The 19,824-nt window shown below is 72.3% G+C and carries 22 protein-coding genes; 8 read left to right on the top strand and 14 right to left on the bottom strand.

Annotated elements, in window-relative coordinates; translation table 11 throughout:
- Positions 1-91: 91 nt before the first annotated feature.
- Positions 92-1,276 (bottom strand): aminotransferase class I/II-fold pyridoxal phosphate-dependent enzyme, encoded by a 1,185-nt coding sequence (locus tag ACWCSU_RS08450; protein ID WP_449934460.1) that lies wholly within the window; start codon positions 1,274-1,276, stop codon positions 92-94.
- A gap of 162 nt (positions 1,277-1,438) precedes the next feature.
- On the opposite strand from ACWCSU_RS08450, the gene ACWCSU_RS08445 reads away from it, so the two are divergent.
- A complete protein-coding gene (locus tag ACWCSU_RS08445; RefSeq protein WP_357701320.1) occupies positions 1,439-1,696 on the top strand; it encodes a ubiquitin carboxyl-terminal hydrolase 14 in 258 nt (85 codons plus the stop codon).
- A gap of 66 nt (positions 1,697-1,762) precedes the next feature.
- On the opposite strand, the gene ACWCSU_RS08440 is transcribed toward ACWCSU_RS08445, so the two are convergent.
- Positions 1,763-3,370 carry a Na+/H+ antiporter gene (locus tag ACWCSU_RS08440; protein WP_357701322.1) on the bottom strand — a complete coding sequence of 536 codons (1,608 nt, stop codon included), beginning with the start codon at positions 3,368-3,370 and terminating at the stop codon, positions 1,763-1,765.
- Positions 3,371-3,433: 63 nt separating this feature from the next.
- Positions 3,434-4,462: a hypothetical protein gene (locus ACWCSU_RS08435; protein ID WP_449934458.1), complete on the bottom strand. Its 1,029-nt coding sequence runs from the start codon at positions 4,460-4,462 to the stop codon at positions 3,434-3,436.
- 391 nt (positions 4,463-4,853) lie between these two features.
- Here ACWCSU_RS08435 and ACWCSU_RS08430 point away from each other — a divergent pair, with 391 nt between their 5' ends.
- Entirely contained in the window at positions 4,854-6,827 is a 1,974-nt protein-coding gene (locus ACWCSU_RS08430) for an ATP-dependent DNA helicase (RefSeq protein ID WP_449934456.1), read from the top strand.
- A gap of 175 nt (positions 6,828-7,002) precedes the next feature.
- Here the strand turns inward: ACWCSU_RS08430 and ACWCSU_RS08425 are convergent, their stop codons facing one another.
- From ACWCSU_RS08425 to ACWCSU_RS08400, 6 genes are read right to left on the bottom strand one after another with little or no spacing between them, the layout of a single operon-like run.
- Positions 7,003-7,755 carry an SGNH/GDSL hydrolase family protein gene (locus ACWCSU_RS08425; RefSeq protein ID WP_357701328.1) on the bottom strand — a complete coding sequence of 251 codons (753 nt, stop codon included), beginning with the start codon at positions 7,753-7,755 and terminating at the stop codon, positions 7,003-7,005.
- Complete coding sequence (aroQ, locus tag ACWCSU_RS08420) at positions 7,752-8,186, bottom strand: type II 3-dehydroquinate dehydratase (protein ID WP_357701330.1); 435 nt, start codon at positions 8,184-8,186, stop codon at positions 7,752-7,754. Before aroQ ends, ACWCSU_RS08425 begins: the two co-directional genes overlap by 4 nt.
- Positions 8,183-9,253, bottom strand: coding sequence for a 3-dehydroquinate synthase (gene aroB, locus ACWCSU_RS08415; RefSeq protein WP_357701332.1), 1,071 nt, complete (start codon positions 9,251-9,253; stop codon positions 8,183-8,185). The genes aroQ and aroB overlap by 4 nt, the downstream gene beginning before the upstream one ends.
- Entirely contained in the window at positions 9,250-9,750 is a 501-nt protein-coding gene (locus tag ACWCSU_RS08410; protein WP_364089746.1) for a shikimate kinase, read from the bottom strand. The genes aroB and ACWCSU_RS08410 overlap by 4 nt, the downstream gene beginning before the upstream one ends.
- Before the next feature lie 37 nt (positions 9,751-9,787).
- Positions 9,788-10,969, bottom strand: a complete 1,182-nt coding sequence (gene aroC / locus ACWCSU_RS08405; RefSeq protein WP_357701336.1) for a chorismate synthase — start codon at positions 10,967-10,969, stop codon at positions 9,788-9,790.
- A gap of 43 nt (positions 10,970-11,012) precedes the next feature.
- The gene (locus tag ACWCSU_RS08400) at positions 11,013-11,594 is read right to left on the bottom strand and encodes an A24 family peptidase (protein WP_357701338.1); all 582 of its coding nucleotides are present in this window, start codon (positions 11,592-11,594) and stop codon (positions 11,013-11,015) included.
- Between the two features lie 267 nt (positions 11,595-11,861).
- Between ACWCSU_RS08400 and ACWCSU_RS08395 the strand changes: the two genes are divergently transcribed.
- Both ACWCSU_RS08395 and ACWCSU_RS08390 read left to right on the top strand, forming a co-directional pair.
- Complete coding sequence (locus tag ACWCSU_RS08395; protein WP_357701340.1) at positions 11,862-12,245, top strand: hypothetical protein; 384 nt, start codon at positions 11,862-11,864, stop codon at positions 12,243-12,245.
- 25 nt (positions 12,246-12,270) lie between these two features.
- On the top strand, positions 12,271-12,651 hold the full coding sequence (locus ACWCSU_RS08390) for a hypothetical protein (RefSeq protein ID WP_449934451.1): 381 nt from the start codon (positions 12,271-12,273) through the stop codon (positions 12,649-12,651).
- A 94-nt stretch (positions 12,652-12,745) separates the two neighbouring features.
- Here ACWCSU_RS08390 and ACWCSU_RS08385 read toward each other — a convergent pair whose 3' ends face one another.
- The gene (locus tag ACWCSU_RS08385; RefSeq protein ID WP_357698286.1) at positions 12,746-13,282 is read right to left on the bottom strand and encodes an SseB family protein; all 537 of its coding nucleotides are present in this window, start codon (positions 13,280-13,282) and stop codon (positions 12,746-12,748) included.
- A gap of 79 nt (positions 13,283-13,361) precedes the next feature.
- Complete coding sequence (gene bar, locus ACWCSU_RS08380; protein WP_449934449.1) at positions 13,362-14,453, bottom strand: barbiturase; 1,092 nt, start codon at positions 14,451-14,453, stop codon at positions 13,362-13,364.
- 180 nt (positions 14,454-14,633) lie between these two features.
- On the opposite strand from bar, the gene ACWCSU_RS08375 reads away from it, so the two are divergent.
- The 3 genes from ACWCSU_RS08375 to ACWCSU_RS08365 all read left to right on the top strand — a co-directional run bounded on the left by ACWCSU_RS08375 (position 14,634) and on the right by ACWCSU_RS08365 (position 17,160).
- The gene (locus tag ACWCSU_RS08375) at positions 14,634-15,302 is read left to right on the top strand and encodes an alpha/beta fold hydrolase (RefSeq protein WP_449934447.1); all 669 of its coding nucleotides are present in this window, start codon (positions 14,634-14,636) and stop codon (positions 15,300-15,302) included.
- A 90-nt stretch (positions 15,303-15,392) separates the two neighbouring features.
- Positions 15,393-16,040, top strand: a complete 648-nt coding sequence (locus ACWCSU_RS08370) for a TMEM175 family protein (RefSeq protein ID WP_357698280.1) — start codon at positions 15,393-15,395, stop codon at positions 16,038-16,040.
- A 34-nt stretch (positions 16,041-16,074) separates the two neighbouring features.
- Positions 16,075-17,160, top strand: coding sequence for an FUSC family protein (locus ACWCSU_RS08365; protein WP_449934444.1), 1,086 nt, complete (start codon positions 16,075-16,077; stop codon positions 17,158-17,160).
- Positions 17,161-17,306: 146 nt separating this feature from the next.
- Here ACWCSU_RS08365 and ACWCSU_RS08360 read toward each other — a convergent pair whose 3' ends face one another.
- Both ACWCSU_RS08360 and ACWCSU_RS08355 read right to left on the bottom strand, forming a co-directional pair.
- Entirely contained in the window at positions 17,307-17,843 is a 537-nt protein-coding gene (locus tag ACWCSU_RS08360) for a carboxymuconolactone decarboxylase family protein (RefSeq protein WP_357698276.1), read from the bottom strand.
- Positions 17,840-18,391, bottom strand: coding sequence for a peroxiredoxin (locus ACWCSU_RS08355; RefSeq protein WP_357698274.1), 552 nt, complete (start codon positions 18,389-18,391; stop codon positions 17,840-17,842). The genes ACWCSU_RS08360 and ACWCSU_RS08355 overlap by 4 nt, the downstream gene beginning before the upstream one ends.
- A 95-nt stretch (positions 18,392-18,486) precedes the next feature.
- On the opposite strand from ACWCSU_RS08355, the gene ACWCSU_RS08350 reads away from it, so the two are divergent.
- Positions 18,487-19,431 (top strand): LysR substrate-binding domain-containing protein, encoded by a 945-nt coding sequence (locus tag ACWCSU_RS08350; protein WP_357698273.1) that lies wholly within the window; start codon positions 18,487-18,489, stop codon positions 19,429-19,431.
- A 175-nt stretch (positions 19,432-19,606) separates the two neighbouring features.
- Here the strand turns inward: ACWCSU_RS08350 and ACWCSU_RS08345 are convergent, their stop codons facing one another.
- On the bottom strand, positions 19,607-19,810 hold the full coding sequence (locus ACWCSU_RS08345; protein ID WP_449934441.1) for a CopG family transcriptional regulator: 204 nt from the start codon (positions 19,808-19,810) through the stop codon (positions 19,607-19,609).
- Between the last annotated feature and the right edge of the window lie 14 nt (positions 19,811-19,824).

Genomic DNA, 19,824 nt, shown 5'->3' with positions numbered 1-19,824 from the left:
TCCACCCACACCACCCCCGACACGCCAGCCCTGCCGCCCTTGGATCACGGCTGTATCTCCCGGGAGGGCCCGGGTCGAGGCGTCCGGACCTTCAGGACAGGAGGCCCGCTCGGTGGCCGGCGGACGCGAAGGCGGCCGTGATGCGGTCGAGCTGCGCGTCGGTGTGGGTGGCGGTGATGCTGACCCGGATGAGCGCCTGCCCCGGCGGCACCCCCGGCGACACCATGGCCGTGGTGAACACCCCTTCGTCGAACAACTCCCGCCACAACCGGAAGCACAGCAGGTCCTCCCCCACCGCCACGGCGATGACCGGACGCTCCGACGGCACGACCGCGTACCCCAGCCCCGCCAGCTCACCGCTCAGCCGCCCGGCCGCCGCGCGCAGCCGCCGTCGCCGTTCGGGCTCGGCCGCGACGATGTCCAGGGCGGCCAGCGCCGCGGCGGCGCAGGCCGGGGGCAGCGCGGCGGTGAACACCATGGACCGCGCGTGATGACGCAGGTAGAGGATGATCTCCTCCGGCCCCGCGACGGCGCCGCCGACCGTGCCGAGCGACTTGGAGAAGGTGATGGTCTGCACGTCCACGGCTTCCTCCAGGCCGTGCGCCTCGGCGGCGCCGCGTCCGCCGTCCCCGAGCAGGCCGACGTCGTGCGCGCTGTCCATCACGACGCGGGCGCCGTACGCGCGGGCGAGCTTGGCGATGCCCGGCAGGTCGCACACGTCCCCGGAGGTGGAGAACATGCCTTCTGTCACGATCATCCGTCCGGCGTCCGGGTCGCACGCGTCCAGCAGGCGTTCCAGGTGGTCCAGGTCGTTGTGCCGGTAGCGGCGTAAGCGGGCCCCGCCCAGGCATACGGCGTCGATGAGGCAGGCGTGCACCAGCCGGTCGCCGATCACCACGTCGCCCGGCCCCAGCAGCGCGCCCAGTGCGAGGTTGGCCAGGTAGCCCGCGCTGGTCACCATGACCGCCGGACGCCCGAGGAACGCGGCGAGCCGCGCCTCCAGCTCCTCGTGCAGCGCGAGGGAGCCGTTCGCCAGCCGCGACCCGCCGCTGCCCGTCCCGAATCGCCGGACCGCCGCGACGGCCGCCTCCTTGACGCGGGGATCCCCCGACAGCCCGAGGTAGTCGTTGGACCCGGCCTGCACCAGCACCCGCCCGCCGACCACCACCTCCCCGTCGCCCGGCCGCTCCTCGACGGGGTGGTAGTAGGGATAGACGCCCAGATCCTTGACCGGCCGATACTCGGGCAGACGACACTTCGCGAACACATCGGTCATGACTTCTCGCTCCCCTTGGGTGCGGGCCCCTGAGAAGAAGTCTGATCGACCACCCTGCGAACCGCGCGCCTGGCAGCGGTCCTCCGGATGTCGTCGCTGGTCAGGACACGCACAAGAGGTCCGGACGGCAGAGGACGACGCCCGCGTTCTAGGATCTGGTTCATGGCAATGTGCGAGCATCTTTCCCAGGCCGACGACCCGGCGGCGAAGACCCCAGAGGGCTGCGAGGAGTGCCTGGCCATCGGCAGCCGGTGGGTGCACCTGCGGCGCTGTCTCGAGTGCGGCCACATCGGCTGCTGCGACTCCTCGCCCAACAAGCACGCGACCAAGCACTTCCACGAGACCACGCACCCGGTGATGCAGTCGTACGAACCGGGCGAGAGCTGGCGCTGGTGCTTCGTGGACAACCAGATGGGCTGACCTCGCGAGGCCCTGCCCTGCCCTGCACGCGCAGGGCGGCGGCTCTGAGGAAGGCGTCTGTCGGGGTCAGCGTTCGAGGATGGCCTCCTCGAAGTCGAGCTGGGCCATCACCTCGCGCAGCACCTCGTCGTCGAGGCGGCGCTCGTCGCGCAGCCGCACGAACACCTCGCGCTCGGCCGTGAGCATGTCACGGCGCAGCCGCCGGTAGAGGCTGCTGGGGGTCTCGGCGCCGCCCTGGGCGGTGCCGCCGCCCAGACGTTCCCACGCGGTCAGCGAACGCCGCCACGACTTCTCCTTGAGCTGGTCGATGACCTGTTTCTTGATCTCGTCGGGCTCGCCCTCCTGCTGTACCAGCCGTTCGAGCTCGGCCAGGCCCGCCTCCAGCGCGGCCTGCTGGGCGGCCGCCTCGGCCAGCGTGTCCTCGTAGCGCTCCTGCTCGCTCGACACGCGCAGCTTCCTGATCAGCGCGGGGAACGTCATGCCCTGGATCAGCAGGGTGCCGATCACCGTGGTGAACGTCAGGAAGAGCAGCATGGCCCGGTCGCGGGCCGGGATCTCCGGCGGGATGGAGAAGGCCGCCGCCAGCGACACCACGCCGCGCATGCCGGCCCAGCCGAGGATCACCGTCTGCTGCGGGCTGGGCGGCGACGCGCCCCGCCGTACGAGCTTGACCAGCGGGGTGAAGGCGAACACCCACACGAACCTGGACACGATCGTCACCCCGAGCACCGCCAGCGCGTATCCGGCCACCTGCCAGGGGCCGTAGCCGGTGATGCCCTTGACCACGGTCACCAGCTGCAGCCCGATGAGCGCGAAGACGATCGACTCCAGGAAGAAGTCGGTGACCTTCCACACGGCGTCGGACACCAGCCGGGTGCCGAACCCCCGCTGGTGCATGCGGTTGCCCAGGTAGAGGCCGACGACCACGACGGAGATCACGCCCGAGGCGTGCACCGGCTCGGGACCCAGCCCGGAGACGTGCACGGACTCGGCCGCGAGGTAGGCCGCGAACGGGATCAGCAACATCAGTGTGTTCTCGACCAGCGAGTCGCGGGTGTGCTGGAACACCCACGCGAACACGAACGCCAGCGCCAGCCCGATCGCCACCCCGCCCAGCGCCGCGAACAGGAACTGCGCCACGCCCTGGAGCAGGTCGATGCTGCCGCCCACGGCCGCCCCGATGGCCACCCGGTAGGCCGTCAGCGCCGTGGCGTCGTTGAACAGGCTCTCGCCGATGAGGATCGTCAGCGACCTGCGCGGCAGCCCGAGCCGCCGGCCCACGGCGACGGCCGCCACGGCGTCGGGCGGCGCGATGATCGCGCCGAGCGCGAAGGCGGCGGCGAGCGGGAGCTGCGGCAGCAGCAGGTGGACGACCAGCCCCACCACGGCCGTGGTGAACAGCACCAGGCCGATCGACAGCAGCGCCACGGCCCGCTTGACGTCACGCAGGCGCAGGTAGGAGCTGTCGAGCGCGGCCGAGTAGAGCAGCGGCGGCAGGAACACGAACAGCACCAGCTCGGGCTGCAACGGCACCGACGGCACCAGCGGCGAGACCAGCAACCCGGCCGCGACCAGCAACAACGGGGCCGGCCAGCCCCGCCGCCGCGCCACGGCCGCCACCGCGACCGCGCCACCGGCCATCAGCAGCAGTTGCAGGCCCATGGTCGGATTCAAGGACGCTCCTCCAGCTCACCCGGGTGGATGCCGAGAGCGTACCGGGCGGGCGGGAGGAGGGTGTCACCACTCCCGGCGGTCGCGCCCGTCGTCGTAGTCCTGCTGCTGGTCGGGGCGCAGGCGTTCGCCGGTCGAGAACAGGGGGTCGCCGACGTAGGGGCGGCCCATGTTCGGGTCGGACGACTGCGGCGGGTACTCCTGGCGGCCGAGCGCCAGCAGCGGGTCCACCGGGTTGGGCGGCGGGGACTGCTGGTAGCCCTGGTAGGTGTCGGCCGCGCGGTAGGAGTCCTGGGCGGGCGCGGGGTTGTGCCTGCGGCCCGCGCCGGGGATGCCGTGCATGGGCGTGCCGAGCCCGGCCGTGCTCTGGGCCTGGGCCTGCGGCTGGGACGGAGACGGGGAAGCCGGCTGCTGGTAGGAGCCGTACGAGTCCGAGTGGTACTGCTGGGCCGGCGGGAAGGGGTCGGCGGCCTGGGACGGGAAGCCGAGCGGGTCGGTGCTCAGCGGCTGCGGGCGGCGCTGGTCACCGGGGAGCTGGTAGATCGGCTCGCTGCTGTCGACGTACTGGGGACCGGTGAAGGGGTCGCCGGCGTACTGGGGGCCGCTCAGCGGGTCACCCGTGTACTGCGGGCCGCTGTAGGCGTCACCCGTGTACTGGGGGCCGCTCAGCGGATCGCCCGTGTACTGCGGGCCGCTGAACGGGTCGCCGGTGTAGTGGGCGCCGCTGTGCGGGTCGCCGGGGTACTGGGCGGCGGGCTGCTCGACGTACTGGGGGCCGGTGAAGGGGTTGCGCTCGCCGTACGACGGCGTCTCCCTGGGCCCGGTGGTCTCGCTGTAGGAGGCCACCAGCTTGTCCTGCGGCGCCGGGCCGCGCGCGACCAGCACGTCGTTGGGCGACAACGACGCGGTGGGCCGCTCGTCGAGCGCGGGCGGAGGCTGCTGCTGGGCATGGTGGGACGGCCGGTGGTACGTGCCGGTGCCCGGCATGACCTCGGTGCCCGGATCGGCCGCGGGCACCGCGGGCTGCTCGCCCGTGGCCTCGGCGAAGCCGTCGTCGAGCGTGTCGAGCAGCCTGCCGACGTCCTCCATCGGCATGCGGAAGCTCGCTGTGCACATCTCCCCTCGCCACAGGCTGAGGACCAATGTGCCCTCATGCCACGTGACCCGGAGGCACCGCTCCTGACCTCGTGCATCGAAGAAGACTTCGCCGAACGACGGCAACGGGACAACTTCCGACATGGCAGACATACTGCTTTAACCAGCCTTTATTCGTCCACTCAACCCCGGAAAACCCTACCTAAACGGTCTCACCACTGAGACCGTAAACCCCACTGACCACACGAGCAAGATCGTCCTGACCAGTTGGAGTTCCGATCGACAGTGTGCCACGCGACCCGCGAAAGGGGCCCGTGAACGCCGGGATGCGCATGGCCGAACACACCGCGTCCGGCGCGTCGGCCCGGGATTGCGGGTACCGTTGACGACCGTGCCGGACTCCCATCTCCCGTCAACGGACGAACTGCTCAGCATCGCGGTCGGCGCTCTCGGAGGGAGCGAACGGCAAGGCCAGATCACCATGGTCAAGGCCGTCCAGAAGGCCATCGACGACGAGGAGCACCTGGCCGTCCAGGCGGGCACGGGCACCGGCAAGTCGCTGGCGTACCTGGTGCCCTCGATCCGGCACGCCATGGACAGCGACACGCCCGTCGTGATCTCCACGGCCACCATCGCGCTGCAGCGCCAGCTCGTCGACCGCGACCTGCCCCGGCTGGCCGAGGCGCTGGGCAAGGAGCTGCCGCACGAGCCGACGTTCGCCATCCTCAAGGGCCGGCGCAACTACCTGTGCCGCTACAAGGCGACGGCGGGCTGGCCCGAGGAGGACGAGCAGGACCAGCTCTTCGACCCGCGCGAGGTGAGCGCCACCGGCCGCATGGTCCAGCGCATCCAGGAGTGGGCCGACGAGACCGAGACGGGCGACCGCGACGAGCTGGTGCCCGGGGTGAGCGAGCAGGCCTGGCGGCAGTTCTCGGTGAGCGCGCAGGAGTGCCTGGGCGCCACCCGCTGCCCGAGCGGCCCTGAGTGCTTCGCCGAGCTGGCCAGGGCGCGCGCGGGCGAGGTCGACGTCGTGGTGACCAACCACGCGCTGCTGGCCATCGACGCCATGGGCGACCTGCCGGTGCTGCCCGAGCACGACGTCGTCGTCGTCGACGAGGCCCACGAGCTGGTCGACCGGGTGACCTCGGTGGTCACCGCCGAGCTGTCGGAGGCGTCGGTGATGCTGGCCGTGCGCCGCGTCGGCCGGCTGATCGAGCAGCCGCTCGCCGACCAGCTCATGGAGGCGGGCGAAGACCTCAAGGCGCTGCTGGCCGCCGCACCGCCCGGCCGCATCGACGAGCTGCCGCAGGTGCTCGGGCTCACGCTGCAGCTCATCCGCGACACCGCCTGGCGCTGCGTCACCGCCATGGGCCCGCGCAACGCCGACAAGGACGACCCCGACAAGGCGGGCCAGCGCAAGGCCGCCTTCACCGCGCTCGACGAGGTGCACGACACCGCCGTCCGCATGCTCGACGCCTACGGCCACGCCTCCGAGGCCGACCGCGCCGAGGTGGTCTGGCTCGACGGCGCCACCGACCGCCGTCCGCCCATGTTGCGGGTCGCGCCGCTGAGCGTGAGCGGCATGCTGCGCGACCGGCTGTTCGGCGAGCGCACGGTGGTGCTCACCTCCGCCACGCTCGCCCTCGGCGGCACGTTCGAGGGGCTGGCCGCGCAGTGGGGGCTGGGCGACAGCAAGCGCTGGCAGGGCATCGACGTCGGCTCGCCGTTCGACCACCCGCGCGCCGGCATCCTCTACGTCGCCAAACACCTCCCCCAGCCGGGCCGCGACGGGCTTCCGGAGCAGTATCTCGACGAGATCACCGAGCTGATCGAGGCGGCCGGCGGGCGCACGCTGGGGCTGTTCTCCTCGATGCGGGCCGCCAAGGCCGCCACCGAGGCGCTGCGCGAGCGGCTCGACGTGCCGCTGTTGTGCCAGGGCGACGACTCCACCATGCTGCTGGTCAAGCAGTTCGCCGAGGACGAGCCGACCTGCCTGTTCGGCACGTTGTCGCTGTGGCAGGGGGTCGACGTCCCGGGGCCGTCGCTGCGGCTGGTCATCATCGACCGGGTCCCGTTCCCGCGTCCCGACGACCCGCTCACCTCGGCCCGCCAGCGCCACGTGGCGGCGCGCGGCGGCAACGGATTCATGGCGGTGGCCGCCAACCACGCGGCCCTGCTGCTGGCCCAGGGCACCGGCCGGCTGCTGCGCGCCCAGAACGACAAGGGCGTCATCGCGGTCCTCGACCCGCGCCTGGCCACGGCCCGTTACAGCGGTTTCCTCCTGGGCTCGCTGCCGCCCTTCTGGCGCACCACCGACCCGGCCGTCCCCCGCGCCGCCCTCAAGCGCCTGTCCACCGAGTCCTGACCTTTCACGCAGGTCACGGCACACCACGGAGAGGGGCAAGGCGGGCTCGCGTCGCGGCGGCCCGCCGGTGAAGGGTCAGCGGGCGTTTCCTGGACGGCCCCGGGCCGGAGTACGGCGGGTGGGCCGACCAGGCGAAGCCGTACGGGAAAAAGGCCCTGACCCGGCGGCGGGAGAGCTAGAACGGGGTGAGGTCGGGGCGCTTCGGGGTGAGGCCGTCGCCGGAGGAGGTGCCGCGCAGGCGGCGGGACATCCACGGCATCAGGTGCTCGCGGATCCACAGGGCGTCCTCGCGGCGCCGCGCCCGAGGGTCGACCATGCGCTCCGGCCACTCCTTGCGCCAGTCGTCGAACGGCACCCCCAGCACGTCGAGCACGCGGGCGGCCACCAGCCGATGTCCGTCCTCGTTCATGTGCAGGCGGTCGGCGCTCCAGGCCCGCCAGTCGCGCAGCCCCTGCATCGACCACTGGTCGACCAGCCGGCACCCGTAGAGGTCGGCGATGGAGCGGATGTGCAGGTAGAAGATGGCGAACCGGCCGCGCAGCCGCCGCATCAGCGGCGTGTCACGCGGGTCGACCCCGGTGAACAGCAGCACGTCCGCGCCTCCGGCCCGCAGGTCGCGCACCGCGCGGGACAGGCGCTTGGCCATCACGTCGGGGTCGCTGCCCGGCCGCAGCAGGTCGTTGCCGCCCGCGCAGAAGCTCACCAGGTCGGGGCCCATCTCGACGGCCCTCGGCACCTGCTCGGCGATGATCTGGTCGAGCAGCTTGCCGCGGACGGCCAGGTTCGCATAGCGGAACGCCGGGTCGTCCGCGGCGAGCCGTTCGGCGACCCGGTCGGCCCAGCCGCGGTAGTGCCCGTCGGGGCCTGGATCGTTCAGTCCTTCCGTGAAACTGTCCCCGAGGGCGACGAAGGACTTGTATTGCCTCATGAGCTGCTGTTCATCTCCGCGATAGCGTGTAGCGCCAGGACGTAGGACTGTAGTCCGAATCCGGCGATCGTGCCCGTCGCCACCCCGGCGACGACCGAGGTGTGGCGAAACTCTTCCCTGGCCGCGGGGTTGCTGATGTGCACCTCGACGAGCGGGGCGGTGCGCTGGGCGATGGCGTCGCGCACGGCGTAGGAGTAGTGGGTGAAGGCGGCCGGGTTGAGCACGACGGGGATGCGGCCGTCGGCGGCCTCGTGCAGCCAGCCGATCAGCTCGGCCTCGTCGTCGGTCTGGCGCACCTCGACGTGCTCGCCGAGTTTGCGGCCGGTGTCGCGGCACAGCTCGGCGAGGTCCTCAAGCGTCTCGGCCCCGTAGACGTCGGGCTCGCGGGTGCCGAGCCTGCTCAGGTTGGGGCCGTTGAGCACGAGGATCATCGCGCGATCTCCTTGTAGGCGGCTTCGAGCAGCTCTTCGGCGGGGTCTTCGAGCCGGGCGGGCCTGGCCAGGTCGTCGAGGACGACGAAGCGCTGCTTGGCGCCGCGGTTCTTCTTGTCCAGCCGCATGTGGTCGCGCAGCCGCGGCCAGGCGTCGGCGCGGTAGGAGACCGGCAGGCCCACGGAGGTGAGGATCGCGCGGGTGCGGCCCACCAGGTCGGCGCGGCCGGACAGCCGGGACAGCTCGGCGGCGTAGACCATGCCGACGGCGACGGCCTCGCCGTGGCGGATCGTGTAGTGCTCGTCGCGCTCGATGGCGTGGGCGAGCGTGTGGCCGTAGTTGAGGATCTCGCGCAGGCCCTGCTCGCGCAGGTCGGCGCCCACGACGTCGGCCTTGACGCGGATCTTGCGCTCGATCAGCTCGCGGGTGTGGGGGCCGTCGGGCCTGGTGGCGCCCTCGGGGTCGGCCTCGACGAGCGCGAGGATCTCCGGATCGGCGATGAAGCCGCCCTTGACGATCTCGGCGAGCCCCGCCACGTAGTCGGCCTTCGGCATGCCGGGCAGCACGGCCAGGTCGCAGAGCACCCCGGCGGGCGGCAGGAACGTGCCCACCAGGTTCTTGCCCTCGGGGGTGTCGATGCCGTTCTTGCCGCCGACGGCGGCGTCGACCATGGCCAGCAGCGTCGTCGGCACGAGCACGACCTGCACGCCGCGCAGCCAGGTGCCGGCCACGAACCCGGCCAGGTCGGTCGTCGCGCCCCCGCCCACGCCGACGACGGCGTCGGAGCGGGTCAGGCCGTGGCGGCCGAGCGCGGACCACAGGCCGGCGGCCACCTCGGGCGTCTTGCACGCCTCGCCGTCGGGGACGGGCAGGTCGGCCACCTCGTAGCCGGCCTCGGCCAGCGCCGCGAGAACCGGGCGGGACAGCTCGGGCAGGCCCTGCGGGCGGACGACGGCGACCGTGCGCACACCCGGCCTGAACAGGCCCGGCAGCTCGGCCTGCACGCCGCTGCCCACCACGACGTCGTAGGGGCTGTCGCCGGAGACGGAGATCCGCGTCGCGGTCATGCCGGCAGGCCCTCCAGGATCTCGTCGGCGAGCTCGCCGGGCTCGCGCTTGTCGGTGGCGAGCGTGACGACGGCCAGCCGCTCGTAGACCGGCCGCCGCTCCTCCATCAGCTTCTTGAGCTGGCTGCGCGGGTTGAGCACGAGCAGCGGCCTGGCCGAGGCGAGGCCGACCCGCTGGACCGCGTCGGCCAGGCCCACCTGGAGGTAGACCACGTGGTGACCGGCGAGCAGGGCCTGGGTCTCCTCGTTGAGCACGGCGCCGCCGCCGAGCGACAGGACGCCGTCGTGCTCGGCCAGGGCGCGGCGCACGGCCTCGTGCTCCAGCTCGCGGAAGCGGGCCTCGCCGTCCTCGACGAAGATGTCGGCGACCGGCTTGCCGGCCACGGCCTCGACGTCGGCGTCGGTGTCGCGGAAGGCGACGCCGAGCCGCTCGGCGAGCAGCCGTCCGAGCGTGGTCTTGCCGGATCCGGGCGGGCCGATGAGCACGGCTCTGGTCATTGGTCGCTCACCTCTTCTCGTTCGCGCCGCGAGGCCGTCACTTGATCACCATCGAGGAGAGGTAGCCGGACAGGTTGCGGGCGACCTCCTCCACCGAGTCGCCGCCGAACTTCTCCAGGGCCGCGTCGGCCAGCACCAGCGCGACCATGGCCTCGGCCACGATGCCCGCGGCCGGGACGGCGCACACGTCGGAGCGCTCGTGGTGGGCCTTGGCGGCCTCGCCGGTCTTGACGTCGATGGTGGCCAGGGCCCTCGGCACGGTGGAGATGGGCTTCATGGCGGCGCTGACCCGCAGAACCTCGCCGTTGGTCATGCCGCCCTCGACGCCGCCCGCGCGGTTGGTGACGCGCTTGACGCCGCTCGCGGCGGTGTACTCGATCTCGTCGTGGGCGCGCGAGCCGGGCCGCCGGGCGGTCTCGAAGCCGTCGCCGACCGCGACGCCCTTGATCGCCTGGATGCCCATGAGGGCCGCGGCGAGCCGGGAGTCGAGCCGGCGGTCCCAGTGGGTGTAGCTGCCCAGGCCGGGCGGCAGGCCGTAGGCGAGCACCTCGACGACGCCGCCGAGCGTGTCGCCGTCCTTGTGGGCCTGGTCGATCACGGCGACCATGGCGGCGCTGCCCTCGGCGTCGGAGCAGCGGACCGGGTCTTCGTCGATCCTGGACAGGTCGCCGGGGCCGGGCAGGATCTCGGTGGGTGTCTGCGCGCCGCCGATGGAGGTGACGTGGCTGAGGATGTCGACGCCGAGCGCCTGCTTCAGGAAGCGCCTGGCGACCTCGCCGAGCGCGACGCGGGCGGCGGTCTCGCGGGCGCTGGCCCGGTCGAGCACCTGGCGGGCGTCGTCGAAGCCGTACTTCTGCATGCCGGCCAGGTCGGCGTGGCCGGGGCGGGGGCGGGACCGCGGCGCGTTGCGGCCCAGGCCCTCCAGCTCGGCCGGGTCGACCGGGTCGGCCGACATGACCTTCTCCCACTTGGGCCACTCGGTGTTGCCGACGCGGACGGCGACCGGGCTGCCCATGGTGCGGCCGTGGCGTACGCCGCCGACGATCGTGACCTGGTCCTGCTCGAACTTCATCCGGGCGCCGCGGCCGTAGCCGAGCCGGCGGCGGCGCAGGGCCTCGTCGATCGCGGCCGTGGTCACCTCGACCCCGGCGGGCAGTCCTTCGAGGATGGCAACGAGTTCGGGGCCGTGGGACTCTCCGGCCGTCAACCAGCGCAACATGACTCCAAGTCTTCCACGTGCGGCCGGGTGGGATGTCCGTCGTTCACCAGCCGAGACAGAGCACCACAAAAGCCCCGAGCAGCATGAACGGCCCGAAAGGGAACTGGGTGTGCCGGTCGCCCCGCCGGGTGAGCAGCAGCGCGACCGCGTACAGGGCGCCGAGCGCCTGCCCGGCGAACGCCGCGGCCACCCACGCCTGCCAGCTCGTCGCGGCCGCCGCCATGCCGATGAGACCGGCCAGCTTGACGTCGCCGAGCCCCATCGCGTCGGGCCGGGCGAACCACAGCAGGCCGTAGACGGCCGCCAGCGCCGCCGCGCCAAGGAGCGCGCGCGGCAGCTCCCCGGTGGGGAGCAGGGTCAGTGCGATGATCGGGTACGCGGGCAGCGTGATCGCGTCGGGCAGCAGGGTGGTGCGCCAGTCGATGACCGCCAGCGCCGTGCCGGCCAGCGCGAGACCGGCGTACGGCGGCCCGGCGAGCCAGGCGGTCAGCGCCGTCACGGCGGCGGTCAGCACTTCCACGCCGGGCGGCCAGGGCGGCGGGGGCGCGAGGTCGTCGTAGGAGTCGGCCAGGGCCCTGACCTGGCGTCCGGCGACCAGACCGAGCAGCGCCATCAGTGCGACCACGAGCCGACCTTAATGCGGCGGCCCGGCGGCCGTCCCGGGATCGCGCCGGGCGGTCCGGGTATGGCGCTCGCCAAGCGCGAAGCCGCGCCCCGGCGGGCCTTCGCGCTCCGGACGGTGGGCCACGACGCACTCCGGCGGTCATGGGTTCGGGGGCGATCCCCCAAGGAACTTTGATCGTCCGGGCCGGGGTGGCACGCGCTCCGGAGGGTCGTCGGGAACCTACTTTCTGTCGTGGCCCCCCCGGAAGAGTGACCGAGAGGAAGACCCATGTTCCGTGGCATCCTGGCCGGCGGCCTCGCGCTGAGCGCCGCAAGCCTCATCATGACCGGCCCCGCCGCGTACGCCGACCTGCAGGCCCCGTACGCGCGGGCCGCGGCGATCGTCGACGCGGACGGCGAGCTGAACAACGGCAAGAACATCCTCAAGACGTGGCGGGCCTCGACCGGCCGCTACTGCGTGATGGTCGACAAGCACGTCACCACGTCCGCCGCGGTGATCCAGATCACTCCGCGGGCGCCCCGCCGCCTGCCGTTCATCGCCTACCGGAGCCCGTCGGCGACCTGCCACGAGACCAACACCATCACCGTCGGCGTCTACGACACCAGCACCGGCCGGCTCGCCGACGGCGGCTTCGACCTGACCATCTCCTGATCCGAGAACCGAAGGAGCACCCGATATGAACATCATCCGGCGCGCCGCAGTCGCCGCGCTCGCCGCGGCCGCCGTCCTCACTCCGGCGGCGGCGCACGCGGACACCCCGTACGCCCAGGCCTCGGCCGTCGTCGAGGCGGACGGCACGGTGGCCGACGGCAAGAACGTCGAGGAGGTCAAGCGCCTGTTCCGCGGGACGTACTGCGTGATCCTCGGTGAGGACATCGACTACGACGGCGCCGTGGTGATCCACGTGACGCCGACGGGCCGGGCCACCTACCCGCGTTCGCTGGCGGTGCAGCGTGGGGCGGCGATCTGCGGCGGCCACTACCGGGCGGTCGCCGTCTACAGCCAGCTCGCCAACGGCGTGGCGGCCGACACCGGGTTCTACCTGACCGTCTCCTGAGGACGTCCGCGGACGCCCCCGGCCGGTGACCTGCACCGGCCGGGGGCGTCGGCGCGTCCGGCCGTCCGCGGGGACGGGCGCGTGGAGGGCGGCGTCAGCCGCTTCTGCGGGAGAACCAGCGGCGGCGGGGCGGGGCCGGCTCCATCCTGGCGACGGTGACGCCGCTGAGCTGGTCGACGGTGCCGGACTCGACCGCGGCCAGCGCCCGCAGCACCTCGCCCTCGATCACGAACTGCACCGGCCCGGCCACGTCGACCACGACCGCTGCGGCCTCCTCGTGCACGGCCGCCCGGCAGACCTGGAGCGTGCCGGTCTGGATGGGCCGGGCGTCCTCGCGCCACCTGGTCAGCGCGTCGGTGCCGGTGAAGGCGAGCACCGCGTGCCTGCCGTCCGCGCCGACGAGCTTGGGCAGCGCCATCTCGCTCTCCTTCTCCTGGCGCAGCCCGTGCTCGCCGACCTCGGACTCGGTCAGCAGGGCGACCACCGGCACCAGCAGCCGCGCGCCGCTCAGGGCGGCCAGCACGTCGGCGGGGCCGCACGTGCCCGCCTCGTAGGCGGCCAGGGCGGCGGCCACCGCGGGGGCGGCGCTGCCGTCGTCGTCGGGGTCGAGTGGTTGCGGGATGGTCGGCACAGCGAATGAGACTACCCGCGGCTGCCCACGCCCCGGTTCCCGGCGTGGTCCTGCCGGTGCGGGGCGTGATGCCCTGGCGCTAGCCGAGGTCGGCGATGGCCGCGACCGGGCCGCCGCCCGAGGGCCCCTGGTGCACGGCGGCCACCGAGACGAACACCGCGGGGTCGCCGGTGACCGAGGCCGCCACCCCGCCGACGGCCGCCTTGATCTGCCGGTGCCAGTGCACGTCGGAGTCGTCCAGCATGATGTTGCGCCGCCCGCGCACCCGCCCCGACGGGTCGGCCTCGCACTTCATGAACACGTTGACCAGCCGCCCGCCGAGGTCGGAGGGGTGGGGGCGGTCGGGCAGCGGCAGACCGGCGTCCCTGATGGCGTCCCAGATGCCGTCGGCGTCGAGCGCGTCCTTCATGACGCTGTGCCCGATGCGGTAGCGCCCGCCGATGCCGCGCACGTTCCCCACCAGCACGATCTGCGCCCGGTCCAGCTCCACCCCGGACGAGCACGAGGCCACCGACGAGTACAGCGACAGGTCCTTGTGGATCTGGTCGGCGGCCGGTATGTCGATCTCGCCGAGCGCGACCGCGATGCCGAGCGCGGTGGTGGAGTTGGACAGGTCCATCGACGGGCCGGTCTCCTCGATGGCGGTGTCCTGGCCGCGGCTCCTGGCCTCGGTGATCGTGGCCAGGGTGAGCAGCGGCGTCTTGGTCTGCACGTAGTGCACGTCGCGCGGGTCGTCGATGCCGGCGATCTTCATGGCCTCCCGCACCCCGGCGGCCACCTTCTCCACCATCGCCGGGCGGCCGATGTCCTCCGGCAGGATCACCTCGCTCATCGCCACGCCCACCGACAGGCGCGGCTCGTCGCCGGCCGGGGCGTCCGCCGTGGTGGCGAAGACGGTGGCGTGCGGGCTGAGGACGCCGTCGGTGCCGCCCGACCACACCAGCGGCACGCTCTCGGGGGACGGGTGGCCGTGCTCGGCCAGGACCTCGCGGAAGGCGCGGTCGGCCAGGATGCGCGTGTAGTCGTTGACGCCGCCGTTGCCCTCGGTCTTGCCGATCACCGCGAGCACCCGGCGCGCCTCGATCACCCCGTCCGCGATGAGCCGTGACAGCCCGGAGGCGTCGGTCACGCTCTCGATCGGCACCTTTCGCACTTCAATCGGGTCCGGCATGCGTTGCCCCTTCTCCAGTACCGGCTTCCCCACCGTCGCGACGCTAGCCGAGCGGCCCGGCGAGGTTCATGGGCAATGTCTGCCCATGAACGGCCGCCGCGATGTCAAGGTGCGCTCGCCTCTCAAGCTCTCGGCGGAACCTCGAAGCTCACAAAAGCACCGAAGGTAGTGTTCCCGGATGTGATTCGCGAAGCCCACGTCAACGGCATCAAGCTCGTCTACCGCGAGGAGGGCGACCCCGCTGCTCCCCCGCTGGTCCTCGTCCACGGCAGGACCGCGAACCACAACGACTGGAACGGCATCACCCAGCACTTCGCCGCCCGCCACCACGTCCTCGCCCCCGACCTGCGCGGCCACGGGGCCAGCGACCGGCCCGGCGAGTACGCGGTGAGCACGATGGCCGAGGACATCGTGGCGCTCCTCGACCATCTGGGCCTCGGCCGCGTCCGGCTGGTCGGGCACTCGCTGGGCGGCATGGTGTCCTACCACGTGGCCATGCGCCACCCGGGACGCGTCGAGCGGCTGGTGCTGGAGGACGTCACGCCGCCGTACCCGATCGAGGGGCGGCAGCCTCTCGTGGAGGACGACTCCACCGCGTTCGACTGGCGGATGATGCACCAGACCGAGCCGTACATCGTCGATCCCGACCCGGCGCTGGCCGCCGAGCTGGGCAGGATCACGGCGCCCACGCTGGTGCTGTCGGGCGGGCGGCAGAGCCCGTTCGACGCCCCCGCGCTGGCCCGCCTGATCCCCGGCGCCGAACTGGTCACGATCGAGGCCGGGCACCTCGTCCACGCCACCGAGCGGGCCGCCTTCCTGGACGCGGTGGACGCCTTCCTGGACGGGTGAGCCCCGGACGTCCGGAGCTCTATGCTGGTCACCCCCCACGATTCTCGGAGACCCGCTGTGTCCAGCCCCCCACCGGCCCCCCGTCCCGGCATGACCCCGGAGCGGGTCGGGATGTTCAGCGACGCGGTGTTCGCGATCGCCATCACGCTGCTCGTCCTGGAGATCCCCCGCCCGGCCGAGGAGGACTTCCGTGACCTCGCCGGTTTCCTGGGCCACCACCAGGGCTCCTTCGTGGCGTTCGTGCTGGCCTTCCTCATGCTGTGGTTCAGCTGGCGGGCCCACCACACGCTCTTCGACCAGCTCCACCGGGTCTCCCAGCCGGTCCTGCTGCTGCACGTGCCGCTGCTGCTGTTCTCGGCGTTCCTGCCGTACACGATGAACCTGTGGAGCGAGATGTCGGCGGCGGACGTCGACGTCCAGGCGTCCAAGGGGGTCGCGCTGGCGCTGTTCGCGGGGACGGAGGCGATCCTGATGTTCTGCCAGGGCGCGCTGTTCACGCTGGCCCTGTCGCAGGGGCTGCTCAACGGCAACGCGAACAGGCGGCGCATGGGCACCTCGGCCTGGGTGTACTGGGGGTGCGGCGTGTTGTGGGCGGCCAGCGCCGTCCTGGCCTTCGGCGTCGGCGAGAACTCCACGTACGCGTGGATGGCCACGCCGGTCGTGGTCGCGGTCATCGTGTTCGTCCGCAGGCGGCTCGCGCCGGCCGCGATTCAGCCGGGTGTTACGGGGCAAACGTGACCCCAATGTCACAAAGATCCGCCAAGGTGGAAAGGTGCGAACGAGGCTCAGCGATCACGTAAGGGAACGACTGGGCACGTTCGGCCTCATGGCGCCCTCGATCGTGCAGTGCGCGGTGGGCGCGGCACTGGCCTGGATCGTCGCCGTCGACCTGCTCGGGCACGCCCGGCCGTTCTTCGCGCCGATCTCCGTGCTGATCTGCGTCGGCGTGGGGCTCGGCCAGCGGCTGCGGCGCGTCGCCGAGCTGGTGGTCGGCGTGAGCCTCGGCGTCGGCGTCGGCGACCTGCTCGTGTCGTGGATCGGCTCGGGGCCCTGGCAGCTCGCGCTGGTCGTCGGGCTGGCCATGGCCGTCGCGCTGCTGCTCAACGGAGGGGCGCTGTTCGTCGCGCAGGCGGGGTCCTCGGCCGTGCTGGTGGCCACGCTGCTGCCCGGCGAGAACGCCGGCGGCCTCGACCGCATGGCCGACGCCCTCACCGGGGGTGTCATCGGCGTCGCAGCGGTCGCGCTGATGCCCGCCAGCCCGTTCACGATCGCGGCCAAGCATCTGTCCGGCGTGCTGGACGCGCTGTCGACCGTCCTGGAGCAGGCGGCCGAGGCGATCGAGAAGCGGGACGTCGACCTGGCCACCGAGGCGCTGGACGAGGCGCGCACGACGCAGGCGGCCGTCGAGGAGTTCGCGATGGCGCTGGAGACCAGCAAGGAGATCACCATGATCTCGCCGCTGCACTGGCACCGCCGGGCCGCGCTGGCCCGGTACGAGACCGCCGCCGTGCCCGTCGACCTGGCCCTGCGCAACGCCCGGGTGATGGTCCGCCGCACGCTGGCGGCGCTGGGCGAGGCGAGCCCGCCGCCCACGGCGCTGGCCGAGGCGATGCGGGAGGTCTCGGAGGCGGCGCTGCTGCTGCAACTGGAGCTGGCCGCCGGGCGTGATCCCCTGCTGGCCCGGCAGGCGCTGCTCGCGGTGGCCGGCCGGGAACGGCCCGAGCGGCTGGGCTTCTCCGCGCACGTCATCATCGCGCAGCTGCGCTCGATCGCGGTGGACCTGTTGCAGGCCACGGGCCTGGAGCACGAGGAGGCCAGCCAGGCGCTCACACCGCTCGACGAGCCCCAGGCCGGCTAGCCCCGCACGTCCGCCCCCGCAGCACGTCCAGCCCCGCAAGTCGGGCCCGCACGTCCGCCCCCACGCGTCCAGCCCGCACGTCGGGCCCCCGCACGTCGAAGGCGGGCGCCCGTACGGGCGCCCGCCTTCGAGGTCTCGCGAGGAGGTCAGACCGTCAGGAGTGCGGCCTCGGCCTCCAGGGTCGCGGCGGTGGCGTTGATCACCGCGGCCACCCGCAGCGCCTCCTGGACCTGCTCACGCGGCATGCCCGCGCCCCGCAGCACCTGCTCGTGCGACTCCAGGCAGCGGCCGCAGCCGTTGACCGCGGAGACCGCCAGGCACCACAGCTCGAAGTCCGTCTTGTCCACGCCCGGGTTGCCGATCACCGACATCCGGAGCCTGGCCGGCAGCGTCGCGTACGTCTCGTCGCCGATCAGGTGGGTGGCGCGGTAGTAGACGTTGTTCATCGCCATGATCGACGCGGCCGCCTTGGCGGCGGTGAACGCCTCGGCCGACAGGTGGTCGGCGGCGTCCTGCGAGAGCTCGGCGATGACCCGCGCCGACCTGGTGGCCAGCGCGCACGCCAGGACCGCGCCCCAGAGCTGCTGGTCGGTCAGCGACGAGGTGGTCGTGACCGAGCCCAGGTTGAGCCTGGTGTCCTTGGCGTAGTCGGGCAGGAGCGACTTCAGGTTGTCGACGCTCACTGGGCCAGCAGCTTCTGGGCGTCGAGGCCGGCCTCGCCCTTGTTCCAGTTGCACGGGCACAGCTCGTCGGACTGCAGGGCGTCGAGGACCCGCAGGACCTCCTTGACGTTGCGGCCCACGGAACCGGCGGTCACCATCGAGAACTGGATCTCGTTGTTCTGGTCGACGATGAACGTGGCGCGCTGGGCGACGCCGTCCTGGCCGAGAACGCCGCAGGCCTCCGACAGCTCGCGCTTGATGTCGCTCAGCATCGGGAAGGGCAGGTCGCGCAGGTCGTCGTGGTTCTTGCGCCAGGCGTGGTGCACGAACTCGGAGTCGACGGAGACACCGAGCACCTGGGCGTCACGGTCGGCGAACTCGCCGTTGAGACGGCCGAACTCGGCGATCTCGGTCGGGCAGACGAACGTGAAGTCCTTCGGCCAGAAGAACACCACGCGCCACTTGCCCTCGTAGGTCTTGTGGTTGATCTCAGCGAACGCCTTGTCGGGGTCGAGGTCGACACAGGCCGTGAGTTCGTACTCGGGGAAGCGGTCACCGACGGTGAGCAAGTTCCTTCTCCTTTGGAGGAAGTGCGGGTCAGGGCACCTACGTTGCCGCACCTACCATTGATTCGAGAAATCGAGCAGTCGAACCAATCTGAGAGGTGATTCCTATCAGTGAGCCCACGCCCACCCTCGCTCAGCTGCGCTCCTTCCTCGCCGTGGCCGAGCATCTCCACTTCAGGGAGGCGGCGACGGCACTGAGGATGAGCCAACCCACCCTGTCCGGAAATATCGCCTCATTGGAGGAGATATTGGACACACAGCTCCTGGAGCGGACCACCCGGAAGGTGCTGCTCACCCCCGCCGGCGAGCGCGTGGCCGAGCACGCCTGGCGGGTGCTGGCCGCCGTGGAGGACCTGATGGGCGAGGCCGCCCAGAACCGCGAGCCGTTCAGCGGCCCGGCCCACCTCGGCGTGATCCCCACCGTGGCGCCGTACGTGCTGCCCGCGCTGCTGCCCATGTTCGCCCAGCGCTTCCCGCACCTGAAGCTGACCGTCCACGAGGCCAAGACGGACACGATCGTGGAGGAGATCCGCGAGGGGCGGCTCGACCTGGTCCTGCTCGCCCTGCCGACGGACGTGGGCGGCCTGGTGGAGGCGCCGCTCTACGACGAGGAGTTCCTGCTGGCCCTCCCCCGCGACCACCCCCTGGCCGCCGACCCGGCCCCGCTCGACCGCGACGCGCTCAAGGGCCTGGACATCGTCCTCCTCAACCAGGGCCACTGCCTGCGCGAACAGGCCATCGACGTGTGCCGCGAGGTGGGCGCGCGAGCCACCGCGACCACGTACGCGACCAGCCTGCCGACGCTGGTGCAACTCGTGGCGGGCGGTCTGGGCGTGACGCTGCTGCCGGAGTCGGCCGTGCCGGTGGAGACCGGCAAGCGGGTACGCCTGTCGCTGCGCCGCTTCGCCGCCCCGGCCCCGGGCCGCACGATCGGCCTGGCCTACCGCGCCTCCTCGGCCCGCGTGAGCGAGTACGCCCAGCTCGCCAAGGCCATCCGCACCGCCATCCGCCAACGCCGCCTCCCGGTCAAACTCACCTCCTGAACCCACGCAGCGCCGCGGCGATCTCCGCCGCGGCCTTGGTCATCAGGTCGGGATGGGCGTCACGCCCGAACAGCGAGGTCCGCGGCCTCCAGGAGCCCGAGGTCGCACACCTGAACGAGGCCGCCCACCGCGACACGGGCGATGCGCAGCCCCTGTTCGAGGCTGACGTGGCGGATCACTCGCCCAGCCTGCGCAACAGGTCCGCGAATCGCTTGGCACCCTTCTCCGCCAGAGCGTCGGTGATCTCGTCGTCAGAGGCGCGCTCCGGGTGCTCCTCGATCTCACACGGCACGATCTGCTGCATGCTGCGCCCCTCCGACTCGGCACGCTTGCGCAGCGCCTCGATCTGTTCGTCGTTCAGGCGAAAGGTCATGGCCATGCCCTCATCGCAGG

The organism is Nonomuraea sp. NPDC001699 (assembly GCF_053596455.1).
Note: the sequence above shows the minus strand (reverse complement) of the source record. Positions and strands in the feature narration are given on the sequence as shown.